This window comes from Aquimarina algicola (assembly GCF_006443095.1).
Lineage (GTDB): Bacteria > Bacteroidota > Bacteroidia > Flavobacteriales > Flavobacteriaceae > Aquimarina > Aquimarina algicola.
Genome location: NZ_VFWZ01000002.1, coordinates 1,390,013 through 1,402,267, shown reverse-complemented (window position 1 = coordinate 1,402,267; position 12,255 = coordinate 1,390,013). Strand labels below are relative to the sequence as shown.

The following is a 12,255-nucleotide window of genomic DNA, read 5'->3' as shown; positions in this document are numbered from 1 at the left end:
CTGTTTGTCATTACGACACGCAAGAAACAAAAAAAAGATAACTGTTGATAAGTTTGACACCAAATCTGTCATCGATTTTCATTTTTTTTTACCTTTGAGTTTACAATCAATGATTACAGAATAACAGTTTTTGAAAGGGGTTAATGAATACAATTGACAAATATATTAGTGAATTATTATATAGATATGAATGTGTGATCTTACCGGGATTTGGTGCGTTTTTAACTAAACGTCAACCCGCTACCATACAAGAAAATACTAATGCATTTTTTCCTCCACAAAAACTAATTTCATTCAATAGTCAACTACAAAATAATGATGGGTTGTTGGCTAACTATGTTTCTTCTGTAGAAAATATATCATATACAGATGCTGTTGCAAAACTACAGCGTTACGTTTTATCATTACGTGAAAAATTAGCTAAAGGTAATCGTGTTGAATTAAACAAAATAGGAGTTTTTTTTACTTCTGTAGAAGACACCCTGCAATTTGAACCTTCTATAGAGGTAAACTACCTTACAGAAGCTTTTGGTCTACATTCTTTTGCTACTCCTGCGATACATCGTGAAGTAAAAGTTGATAGAGAAGTTTACAGAGAAGAAGTAGAAACTATTGAAGAAACAACACCAATACATTTTACTCCGGAGAGGAGAAATGAACGCCCATATTTAAAATACGCTGCTGTAGCCGCAGTTGTTTTTGGAATCGGTGGCTTTCTAGGCTTAAAACAAGTGAGTAATAACACGATAAGTCATAATAATAAAGAGTGGAAAAAAGCTAATGTAGAAATCGAAAATAGAATACAAGAAGCTACATTTGAAATATCAAATCCACTTCCTGCAATAAATCTCACGATCAATAAAGAAAACAATGCAGAAGAGTCATTAGCTACAAATATTGAGAATGAGGCTAGTTCAAGAACCTTTTATATTATAGCAGGAGCGTTTAGAGTATCAGCAAATGCACGCAAAAAAGTTCAACAGCTAAAATCATTAGGGTTTAATGCCCAGCTTATCGGCGTAAATAAATATGGACTACATCAGGTAGTTTATGAGAGCTACCAAAATAGATTACAAGCTTTGACAGCATTACAGGATATCAAAAAAAATCAAAATCCAAAAGCGTGGTTATTTGTAAGAGATAATAATTAAGACTTATCTCTCTTTATTCAATGCAGTTTTGATATCATAAATAGATCAACTCTTATTTTTAGACTCAATAATTTTATATTATTCACTGTTTTTTTATAATACATGCAACTAAAGCGTTAAAACTCTGCTAACTCATACACTAATTTTATTGTTCTGGTTTTACCTCATATCTTTGCCAAAAAAGCAATTATTTTTATGGAAGCCAGACACCCTTCAGAATCACTAGCAGTATTAACTGATTTTGTACTTACAGGAGAAACTAACTCGTTGAACAACTTATTCGGAGGAGAACTTTTGGCTCGTATGGATCGTGCAGCAGGTATTGCAGCAGGTAGACACTCAAGACGTATTGTCGTAACAGCTTCTGTAAACCATGTAGCATTCAATAAAGCCATTCCATTAGGTAGTGTTGTAACTGTAGAAGCTAAAGTATCAAGAGCTTTTACTTCTTCTATGGAGGTATATATAGATGTTTGGGTAGAAGATAGGCAAAGCGGAGAAAAAACAAAGGCAAATGAAGCTATCTACACATTTGTAGCAGTTAACGAAACCGGAACTCCTGTAGCTGTTCCTCCGATTGAGCCCCAAACAGAACTAGAAAAACAACGTTTTGATGCTGCATTACGTCGCAAGCAACTCAGCCTAGTATTAGCCGGTAAGATGAAACCTGATGATGCTACTGAGCTAAAGGCTTTATTTGTATAAAGAAAGAATCACATTCTATATATCCAACTCTGAGGATTTAATCTTTTGGCATTTTGGTAGATTAAAAATTTCATAATAGCTCTACCATTGGTTGGATTGGTTCGCACTTGTCCTATGGCTTGTTTTGTCGCTACCTTTTGCCCTTCTTTTACGGTAATATTTTCGATATTGTAATATGTTGTAATATAATTACCATGGCGAATTTGCACTAATCTGCTTGCTCCCCTAAGTTTTTGTATCGCTATAACCTCTCCTTCAAAAATTGCTCTGGCTTTTTCCCCAGATTTCGTCTCAATCTCTACTCCGCTACTATTAATCTGGATATTTGGTAATGTTGGATGTGGTTGACGACCAAATTTTTTAGTAATTCTACCTGTTCCTACAGGCCAAGGTAGTTTTCCTTTATTAGAAGTAAAATTATCTGCTAAGACTTTGGCTTCTGCTGTAAGCGCAAATGTTGTTGCAGAGCCTTTTTTAGTTACCTTTTTACCAGCTTTTTTATTTACTTTGGCAATAGCCTCTCTTATCAATTTTTCAATTGCTCTATCAATAGCACTGGCCTGTTGTTCTTTTTGTTTGATTTGCCTGGTATAAGTCCCCTCTTTTTTTCGAATGGAAGCCATTAATACCTTTTGCTGTTGCTTTTCTTCCTTAAGTTTATCCTGTGCTTCTCTATTTTCTTCTATCAGCCTTTGTTTGTCATTTTTTTGTCTTGATAAATCTGTGTTGAGTTTCTGTAGTTTTTGTGTATTTTCTTCTATTCGTATTGCTTGCTCTTTGCGATGCTCGTTATACTGTTTCATGTATTGCAATCGCTTATAAGCTTGTGCAAAATTTGAAGATGAAAGCAAAAACATAATTCTACTCTGGCTGGATTTACTCTTATATGACTTAACAATCATTTTTGCATAGTCTACTTTGAGGACTTTAAGCTCTTTGCGATAAGCATCTATTTTTTTAAAATTGGTATTGATCTCTCTTGTCAACAAGTTAGCTTGCTGATTTGTAACTTTTATAAGGTTTTGCCTAGTACTAATCTGAGAATTAATCCCTTCTACTTCATCTAGAACAGAGCGTTCTTTGAGCTTATTATCTGCTCTTAATTGTTTCATCTGTTCTATTTCTTCTCTTAATCGCTGACGCTCCTGCTCAAGCTGCTGTTGTTTGGCACTTTGAGAAAAAGAAGGGCTGCAAACAAACACAAACCCTATTATATATATAATTTTCAAAAACCTCATTTGATTGTAACTTGCTTATATCCCGATGGTATTTTGAATGGAAAACTTACTTTAGCATTATAATCAACAGACTTATAATCTATCACAATATTAGTTTCTTTGGTCTCTTGTGTAGCTTTAATATGTATCTGCTTTGGGAAATCCTGATTACCTATCTTTTGATACCCTTTATAATCGATTGATAAATTTCTTTGTTCTTCAGTTTGTGTTAATTGTTGAGAAGCTATTTTAAACGTTTCAGGTTGAATTAAAAAAAGACGCTCAAACAATTCTAACTCTTCTTTTGGTTTGAGCACATAGTTTTGTTCGTTTATAGCGACCTTATATTTATCTTGCTTGAGATCAAATAATGCCTGACCCAAAAGCATTTGCTGTACTTTTTCAAAATCTAATTCTGTACCCAGCCATTCACTTAACATTCTAAAATCTCCATCAAAAAAAGTATTATTTATTTTTTCATAATAACTAACTTTTTCTGGGGTGATTAGTGCTTTTGCCAAAGTAATCCCAAGCATTTTTACACTTATCCAAATGGTTTTGTCTTTTTCTAATCGTAGTGTTGCTATAGGGCTAAATGATTGTTTGCCGTCTGTATAATTAACTCTAATACGAGAGTTAAGGGTTTTAAAATCAAAAGATTGCTTGTAATGATTCGTAATAACCTTTTCTGAACTTAGTTTTTTAACCTTAGCTACCCCTACCCCTTCTGTACTTTTGCAAGAGTTCAATACTATCAAGCAAAAACACAATAAATACAAAGCCTTACTCATTATACTTTTTATGATTTTTTCTGAAGTTGGTTAGATTTTTCAAGATATTCAGATGATTTTGCGGCATCTCCCAGCTTTAAATACGCTTCTCCCATTTGTTTATAAAAATCTGCTTCCATTTTTGGATCTTCTATTATATAATCGATTCCTGATGACAAAATATCAATCGCATCGTTGGGACGATCCAGATGAATTAATGATACTCCGTTTACTAAATAAAATATAGGTTGTGCAGGAAACATTTCTAGTGCAAACTGGCTCCCTATTTCTGCTTTTGTATATCGTTTTAAATCTAATTGTAATAATAAAACTCGCTTTAATAAAGAAAAATTGCCTGTACTGTTTTTAATACCTCTTTCATAAAAGTTAAGTGCTTTTTCTTTATCTCCTTTTTTGTAATAATGATGACCTAGTTCTGTAAAAACCTTTGCATTATCCTGCTCACTAGACAGTATGGATACTGCTTCTACTAATTGAGACTCGTACTGAGGGTGTTTCTCTATAAAAATCAAAAAGTCACTTATTACTTTGTATTTTGAATCTTTATCAATCTTATTGCTCTTTAACGCAATTTTCATGGACTGAATTGCCTGTTCTGTTTTAGAATTGTCTTCTATATAAAATTTATACAATGCCAAATGAACGAGTTCTGATTTTGGATTCTTTTTTAATAAAGCCTGAGCAGTTTGATATGCTTTTTCATCCTCGTTATTCTGGCTGTAGAGATAAATAAGATTAAGGTAGTTTTGTTCTGATTTTGGTTTTTCTTTGATCTTTTTCTCTAATCTACTAATCTGACCACTAGGATTCTTGATCTTCGAAGAAATTCGTTTTCTCAATTGTTTTCGATATCCATCAGAACCATATTCCTCATCCAACTCATCGATAAGTGTTAGCGCTTCATCATATCTTTTGTCATGATAATATAGATTCGCCAATTGCTCTTTGAACATTGAGTTATATTTCACTAATTTTTCAACTACACCAATAGATTCTTTATATTTTTGCTGATGAAAATAAACTTCAAACAATAATTCGAGTATAAATCTATTATCCGGTTTACTTTCTAGTGCTTTTTTAAAATTTTCTTCTGCAATTTCATGCTGTTTTAATTCTAAATAATTCTTACCAAGCTCTAAATACAAATACTTAGGTTCTGGATTTATCTCTACACATTTATTAAGTGCATTTATAGCTTTATCATAATTTGTAATTGCTTTTTGCTTTAAAGCTTCAAAAAAATTCTCTAGAAACTCGTCTGATACATCACCTAAATCATCAATATTAATCTCTTGTCTAGGCTCTATCTCTTGAGCATATACGGTAAATTTCCCAATTCCGAAGAGTAGGTATAAAAGACATATATAGTTACAACATTTAATCATAAAAAGCTTTAAAAAAGTGCTCAAATTACACTGTAAATTATTCTAAAACAGAGTAATCTCCTATACTGATTGTTGTGAAGTTGCCATCATAAATAACATTGTTACCTACCATTGCATTGTCTAAGTTAGCATTTTTTATGACAGTTTGGGTCTGAATCAGGCTATTTTTAATATTAGAGTCTTCAACAGTACAATCATTACCTATAGAGACGTTTGGTCCTATGGTAGTGTTGCGCAAGGTAACATTGTCTCCTATATAACATGGCGGAATTACAGTAGCATTTTCCTGAATGACATTTTCACTCACAAGATTTTCGTTATCATTTTGCAAAAAACCTAGCATTCTAGTATTTGTTTCTACGGTTACATTTTTGTTCCCGCAATCCATCCACTCATCAACTTTTCCTGTCACAAAAACCTTACCATCTGCCATCATTCTTTTGATACCATCATTGATCTGATATTCTCCACCATTGATAATATTATGATCCAAAACATGCTGAAGTTCATTTTTAAGTACTCCAACATCTTTAAAATAATAGATTCCTATCACCGCCAAATCCGAAACAAATTCTTTTGGTTTTTCTACCAATTCTGTGATGTATTGTTGATCATTAAGCTTAACGACTCCATAAGCCTCTGGATGTTCAACTTGCTTTACCCAAATTACCGAATCTGCTTCTTTATCCAGATTAAAGTCTGCTCTAATCAATGTATCTGCATAAGCAATAACCGCAGGTCCAGACAGTGATTCCTTTGCACACATAATGGCATGACCCGTTCCTAAGGGTTGATCTTGCCTGTATATAGAAGCTTTTGCTCCGAGACCTTCTGCTAATTCTGTTAGACTTGACACTACATCGTCTCCAAAAAAAGCTGGATCTCCCAATACAAATGCAATTTCCTCGACAGGTTCTCCTAAAACTTTTGTAATGTCAGATACCAATCGATGAACAATTGGTTTTCCTGCTACAGGTATTAATGGTTTAGGAACTGTAAGTGTGTGAGGTCTTAATCGTGAACCTCTACCTGCCATAGGTACAATAATTTTCATTTTTTAAGTTGTTTTGATTGATTGTTTAATTTTATTTTACGCCTGTACTACCAAATCCACCTTCTCCTCTGGCAGTCTCTGATAGCTCTTTGACCGCTACCCATTCTGCTCGCTCATGTTTTGCAATTACCATTTGCGCAATTCGTTCTCCATTTTCTATAACAAAATCATCGTTGGATAAATTGACAAGTATCACACCAACTTCTCCTCTATAATCTGCATCAATAGTGCCGGGGGCATTGAGTACGGTAATTCCCTTTTTTGCTGCCAAACCACTGCGTGGACGAACTTGCGCCTCATATCCTATAGGTAATTCTATAAACAACCCTGTCTTTACAATTGTTCTCTCTAATGGTTGTAACGTAATCGGTTCACTTATATTGGCTCTTAGATCCATTCCTGCAGAAGCTATCGTCTCGTAATGAGGTAAACTGTGAGAGGAACGATTAATGATTTTGATTTGCATTTGTTATATTTTAAATCTTTTAAAAACGATGTCTACTATTATTACTGTTTAATAATCAAGACTTTATCGTTTTAAAATCTGTCGTATTTGTTTTTTCTCTAAAGTGTATAAAAGTACTAAAAACACTAGTAATAACGGGATTGAAATCATATAATTACTATCAAAGACGTAAAAAGATATGACAGAAAAGCTAATCGATACCAAAAGATATAGTCCTATCTTTTTCAAATTATAGGGAACAGGATAATATTTCCTACCAAAATACCATGACAATAGCATCATAGATCCATATGCTGCTAAAGTTGCTACTGCTGATCCAAAATAACTATACCTAGGAATTAAAATAAAATTAAGGACTAGCGTTATCATCGCTCCGGTAATAGAGATATAAGCTCCAAATTTCGTTTTATCAGTAATTTTATACCACACAGAAAGGTTATGATATAACCCTAAACATAGGTTGGCAAGTAAAATAATCGGAACTATGGACATCGCTTCCCAAAAAGTAGGATCGGGTATAATAATTCTTTTAAACAAATTTGAAAATACAACAACACCAAGTAAGATAAGGCTTCCTAAAATTGAAAAATACAACGTAATTTTTGCATACGTTTCTTTGGCATCTTTTGCTTTAGCATGGTTAAAAAAGAAAGGTTCTATTCCTAGTCTAAAGGCGGTACTGTAGAGTGTCATAAAAACCCCCAATTTATAGCAAGCTGCATATATCCCTACCTCTCCATCTGCAATATCATCAGGAAGTAAATATCTGAGGAGTAATTTATCAAAGGCTTCGTTGATTGAAAAAGCAATCCCGGCAATCAAAACCGGAAAAGCATACTTTATCATAGATTTCCATATCAAAAGATCAAATCCAAATTTGATTTTAATATAGACAGGTAGTAATAAAAGTAATGTAAATGCACTTGCTATAATGTTTGCAATGAATACATACAAAACTCTATTTTCTTCAAAGTATATCGTATCCCAAAAGGTATCATTTCCTGAAACTAATTTGGGTAGTATTAAAAAGAAAAAAAGATTGAATCCCAGATTAATAATAACATTAAGAATCTTGATTACAGCATACCGCATAGGCCTTTCATTGATTCTAAACCATGCAAAAGGTAAAACTGCAAGCGCATCTAGGCCCAAAATCAATAATCCCAATACAATATATTGTGTTTCAAATAGGAGAAAACTTGACAATTCATCTTTATAGAAGATACCAACTATCAAAAGTAAAATCGTTGTGATCGTCAATGAAGTGAGAGAGGTAGATTGTACCTTATTTTTTTGATCAGGATTTTTATTCACAAACCTAAAAAAGGCTGTTTCCATACCATAAGAAAACAATATATTTCCTGTAATAAGCAGTGCCATAATAGCCGCATACACACCATATTCGTCTTTTTCCAGGACTTTTACATATAGTGGTACTAATACGATACCTAATACTCTTGGCAAAACAGTTGCCAATCCATAAATAAAGGTTTGCTTAAAGAGTTTTTGAAGTACGCCCAATTCCAGATATAATTGTTGGGCTAAAAATACAATTTTTATTGTCTTTGTCGGTTGGGCATCGCCTCAACTTTTTTTTGAGGTAACTCTTTAATTTTAAAAAAGCTTTCTTTTCCGTTTTTTGAATATACAATCACACATTCATTTCCCTTTAACTCAAAAGGAATTTTTTCTTCGATAGCTGCGGGTACAGTATTTTTGAATTCTTCTTTTGGATCATCGCTCATAACTAAATCCATTTTTGTATTAGCATATGCATATTTTCCTCTATATAGGTTACCATCATTTTTTAATCCTATTTTTTTTCCTTTGAAATAGGCGTATTTCAAAACAATACCTGCATCCTCTTTAGCAATAAATGACACCGTAAAACCAGAGCTTCCTTCTTCTCTGCCTTCTATCCATTCTTGAAAATACGATGCATTTGTATCTACTGGACTCATTTTATCCATATTCTTATGACTTGCACATTGAAAAAGTGTGCCAAAACTGAATAAAACGAATAATATTTTAAGATTTTTCATATCAATTGGTTTATCTACATCTAGCTAAAGACAAATTTAATGCCAATGTTGTTATGGATAAAGGTACTAATTTGATTCATATAGAATGAAAATCGCCAAGCAGAATACATGTTTATTCTACTTGGCAATTCTTTACAATATTGTAATATGATTAAAAATACATTATTTCATTTTACTTTCTAATTCTTGTATTTTCTGTTTCACTCTTTTCTGGTAATTGTCTGAAACATTTATTGCCATAGCTTTTTTATAATTTTCGATTGATTTGTTAAAAGACCCTGTGATTTCATAAATTTCTCCCAGACTATCGTAAGTATTAAATGATTCTGGATGTTCCTGGCAATTAAATTCTAAAACTTCTACAGCCTTTTTCGTTTTGTTTTGGATGTAAAACAAATATCCAAATTCATTAAGAATCCTCTCATAATTAAGATCAGGCTTTTCTTTTTTAATTCTTTTATACTCTTGTATCGCTACAGCTATGCTATTTTCTGAAAAAACATCAATAAGTTGCGTCTTATGATTTCTAATATCTTCTTTTTTAATAACTATTTTATTTTTTTTGGACTGCTCTCTAAATACAGTGATGCTCAAAAGTTCATTAGTATCATCTAGATTAAACTGAAGGTAGTTTGGATATTGATCAACTTTAAAAGTATTATTACCGATATAGTACATCGCATTCTTCTCACTATTTTGAAGATATTTAAACAAAGGGGAACTTATAAATAGGTTACCATCTTCTTCTGAAATCCTATTGATTCCTTGAGTATTGTATAAAAAATCAAGATAAGGACCCTCTATTGCTTTTATAAGATGGGTTGGTGCTTTTTTTAGTACTGATGTATCAATGGGTAAATTCCAATCTCTTATTGTCATAATTTCGTTTCTTAAAAAACTCATTACTGGTATTCTATTGGGTTTATCTCCATTGGCTTGTATAGCTATCCCATATCCTCCATTCATAGTGGCCATAAACTCACCTCCTACACCTGTATTAGACCCTCCATGAGAGAACCAATCTCTATTTGCAAAGCCAAAAGATCTTCGCCAACCGGCACTCCACCCTCCAGTTTTTTTGAGCGTAAAGACCTCGGTTATTCTTTTGGCTACTGCATTTGATATCAACTTGTTATTTGTATTGCGCAACGCATTCTGAACTTCGATAGCAATCTTTGATAAATCTGATGGTGTTGACCATAATCCTGAGGGAGCTACTTGCGGTGTTATCGGCAGTCCTGTTCGTATCACTTCTCCTTTGCTATTATGAACCTTTGCCACATTAGTTAAAAATCCTTTTTCGTTTGGTTGTTTCATCGTTGTATTTTTCAATCCCAATGGTAAAAAAACATGCTCTTTCATCAACTCTGACAATGGTTTTCCAAAATGATCCTCTAGTGCCATTTGGATGATGACATATCCACCACCACTGTATTCCCAATCCGTTCCGGGTGTAAACATAAAGTCAATTTCTTTATCATATCTAGGAAGCAATTCTCCTTTTAGACTTTGAACAATTGTTGGGATGTTGTCTCCTTCATAAAAATCTGCGAAACCACCTTGTGTAGTACCAGCGGTATGAGATAGTAGATGTAACCAATTTACTTGAGTATTTTGTGTAAAATCACTTTTGGGTAAATGCCATCGTTTCAAATACCCTGAAATAGGGTCATTAAGATTGATTAAGCCTTTTTCTTCCAGGATTCCACAAAGTATCGCTACAACAGCTTTAGATGTAGAAGCTGTAGAAAATGCGGTATTTTGATCTATTTTTTCATTAGAATCTGCTGATTTTATCCCCCACTCATGATTCCAAATCACTTTATAATCTTCAAAAACGGCTACACTTAATCCATGTAGGTTATGTTTGCTCATTTTTTGTTGGATATCTTTTTTTAGCTTTTCAAATTCAGTGAACTGTTGAGGGTTGTCAGTTTGTTCCTTATTACTTTTAGCTGTGTAGTCACTAAGTGTTAGTAGCATCTTTTTAGCACTTTTATTCTCGGGATCAAGTTCTAGGGATTTCTTGTAATTTTTTAAAGCTTCATCAAACTGTTTCTTTCGATAATAAACACCTCCCAATGCACTATAAGACTTTGCAGAAGGAAACTTATTGACTATGAGTTTATATACTAAAATTGACTTCTCAGGCTTATTTTCATTTAAAATTCTTGAACCCAAATATTCTAATGCTTCTTCAGATTTTTTTGGTAATTCAGAAATCAATAGTTTAAGTATCTGAACAGCATCTTCATCTTGGTTTTTCTCAAACAACTTATAAGCCAACCGGGTCAGCTCCCATTCATTGGTAAAATTATAGGTATCATAACTATCTTCTTTTAACTTTTTATAATATTCGATACCTTCATCTACATTAGTATATGTTTTTTTTCGAATGGTTAAATAAATAGATTTCTGTGGAACTTCATATGTTTTGCCTTTTAATATATTAGAAATAGCTTCTTTTATTTCTGCAATTTTGAGGCTTTTATTGTTCGTCATTAAAATTATACTAGTATCTTCTTTGAGATTGTAGTGAACTAATGACTCATAATTAGATGAGGAGCCGTGATGTTCATACAAGGTTAACTTTTCATTTTCAAATTCTCCATTTCCTAGAGCAGATTCTGCTCCTTTGCTATAATTTTCAAAAAGTTGATACAGCGATTTTTTAGAAATTAATTTATATGATAGTAAATGATTCGTCCATTTTGCCAGATCATAAATTGAAGGACATACCCAACCTGACATTTTTAACTCCTGCTTATTATCATTTATATTTTCACTATTGAATGCTCTTACAAAATTTAAATTTTCGTATTGATGATCAATTACACTACTACTCATTCCTACAGGTTCTAGGATTTTACTTTCTAGAAATTCTGTAAAAGTTAGCCCTGTTATTTTTTCTATGATTCGTCGTTGAATAAACACATTATTATTACTATATAAATATCCTTTTCCTGGCTCAAATTGTAATTTTTCAAGTTTTTTTAAGTTTTTATAAATATCTTGATCACTATTAACATTTCCCCAATCAACTTTAGGTAAACCACTACTATATTGTAATAGGTTTTTAATGGTAATTTTTTTTCCCCATTCAGGTAAATCCAATTGATATTTTGAAATCTTATCATCTAAACTCAATAAACCTTCTTCTTTTAACATCATAATTCCAACTGCATTAAACTCTTTAGCAATAGAACCTATATCAAAAATAGAATTCATACTAAGTTGATTCGTTTTGTTACCACTAGTAAATCCTTTTGAAACATTATATATAATTTTTCCATTCTTAATTACTAAGGCATTTCCATTAAATATTCCTCTTTTATAGCAAGTATTGATTAGCGAATCTATTTGATCATTTTGTCCATTAATTTTAAAAGTATAGCCACTTATGACCATCAAACAGATAAGTATAACTTTTATAGTTTTCATAAC

The 12,255-nt window shown here is 32.5% G+C and carries 10 protein-coding genes; 2 read left to right on the top strand and 8 right to left on the bottom strand.

Translation table 11 applies throughout. The features are described 5' to 3' along the window. Positions 1–143: 143 nt before the first annotated feature. Positions 144–1,151 (top strand): HU domain-containing protein, encoded by a 1,008-nt coding sequence (locus tag FHK87_RS10140; RefSeq protein WP_140592562.1) that lies wholly within the window; start codon positions 144–146, stop codon positions 1,149–1,151. A gap of 195 nt (positions 1,152–1,346) precedes the next feature. Then, complete coding sequence (locus FHK87_RS10135) at positions 1,347–1,856, top strand: acyl-CoA thioesterase (RefSeq protein ID WP_140592561.1); 510 nt, start codon at positions 1,347–1,349, stop codon at positions 1,854–1,856. Positions 1,857–1,864: 8 nt separating this feature from the next. On the opposite strand, the gene FHK87_RS10130 is transcribed toward FHK87_RS10135, so the two are convergent. The 8 genes from FHK87_RS10130 to FHK87_RS10095 form a co-directional block, all read right to left on the bottom strand. Beyond that, entirely contained in the window at positions 1,865–3,094 is a 1,230-nt protein-coding gene (locus tag FHK87_RS10130; protein ID WP_140592560.1) for a murein hydrolase activator EnvC family protein, read from the bottom strand. Next, on the bottom strand, positions 3,091–3,864 hold the full coding sequence (locus FHK87_RS10125; RefSeq protein ID WP_140592559.1) for a DUF4292 domain-containing protein: 774 nt from the start codon (positions 3,862–3,864) through the stop codon (positions 3,091–3,093). Before FHK87_RS10125 ends, FHK87_RS10130 begins: the two co-directional genes overlap by 4 nt. A gap of 8 nt (positions 3,865–3,872) precedes the next feature. Then, positions 3,873–5,249 carry a tetratricopeptide repeat protein gene (locus FHK87_RS10120; protein ID WP_140592558.1) on the bottom strand — a complete coding sequence of 459 codons (1,377 nt, stop codon included), beginning with the start codon at positions 5,247–5,249 and terminating at the stop codon, positions 3,873–3,875. Positions 5,250–5,286: 37 nt separating this feature from the next. After that, a complete protein-coding gene (locus tag FHK87_RS10115; RefSeq protein ID WP_140592557.1) occupies positions 5,287–6,303 on the bottom strand; it encodes a sugar nucleotidyltransferase in 1,017 nt (338 codons plus the stop codon). Positions 6,304–6,334: 31 nt separating this feature from the next. Next, the gene (gene dut / locus FHK87_RS10110) at positions 6,335–6,769 is read right to left on the bottom strand and encodes a dUTP diphosphatase (protein ID WP_140592556.1); all 435 of its coding nucleotides are present in this window, start codon (positions 6,767–6,769) and stop codon (positions 6,335–6,337) included. Between the two features lie 63 nt (positions 6,770–6,832). Next, positions 6,833–8,290: a lipopolysaccharide biosynthesis protein gene (locus FHK87_RS10105; RefSeq protein WP_140592555.1), complete on the bottom strand. Its 1,458-nt coding sequence runs from the start codon at positions 8,288–8,290 to the stop codon at positions 6,833–6,835. Between the two features lie 35 nt (positions 8,291–8,325). Then, a complete protein-coding gene (locus tag FHK87_RS10100) occupies positions 8,326–8,811 on the bottom strand; it encodes a hypothetical protein (protein WP_140592554.1) in 486 nt (161 codons plus the stop codon). 162 nt (positions 8,812–8,973) lie between these two features. Beyond that, the gene (locus FHK87_RS10095; protein ID WP_140592553.1) at positions 8,974–12,252 is read right to left on the bottom strand and encodes a serine hydrolase; all 3,279 of its coding nucleotides are present in this window, start codon (positions 12,250–12,252) and stop codon (positions 8,974–8,976) included. Positions 12,253–12,255 lie beyond the last annotated feature (3 nt).

Bases quoted from the DNA above. Each gene is read 5' to 3' on its own strand.
- dut (WP_140592556.1), bottom strand. From the start codon at position 6,769: ATGCAAATCAAAATCATTAATCGTTCCTCTCACAGTTTACCTCATTAC.
- FHK87_RS10115 (WP_140592557.1), bottom strand. From the start codon at position 6,303: ATGAAAATTATTGTACCTATGGCAGGTAGAGGTTCACGATTAAGACCT.
- FHK87_RS10095 (WP_140592553.1), bottom strand. From the start codon at position 12,252: ATGAAAACTATAAAAGTTATACTTATCTGTTTGATGGTCATAAGTGGC.
- FHK87_RS10125 (WP_140592559.1), bottom strand. From the start codon at position 3,864: ATGAGTAAGGCTTTGTATTTATTGTGTTTTTGCTTGATAGTATTGAAC.
- FHK87_RS10120 (WP_140592558.1), bottom strand. From the start codon at position 5,249: ATGATTAAATGTTGTAACTATATATGTCTTTTATACCTACTCTTCGGA.
- FHK87_RS10140 (WP_140592562.1), top strand. From the start codon at position 144: ATGAATACAATTGACAAATATATTAGTGAATTATTATATAGATATGAA.
- FHK87_RS10135 (WP_140592561.1), top strand. From the start codon at position 1,347: ATGGAAGCCAGACACCCTTCAGAATCACTAGCAGTATTAACTGATTTT.
- FHK87_RS10130 (WP_140592560.1), bottom strand. From the start codon at position 3,094: ATGAGGTTTTTGAAAATTATATATATAATAGGGTTTGTGTTTGTTTGC.
- FHK87_RS10100 (WP_140592554.1), bottom strand. From the start codon at position 8,811: ATGAAAAATCTTAAAATATTATTCGTTTTATTCAGTTTTGGCACACTT.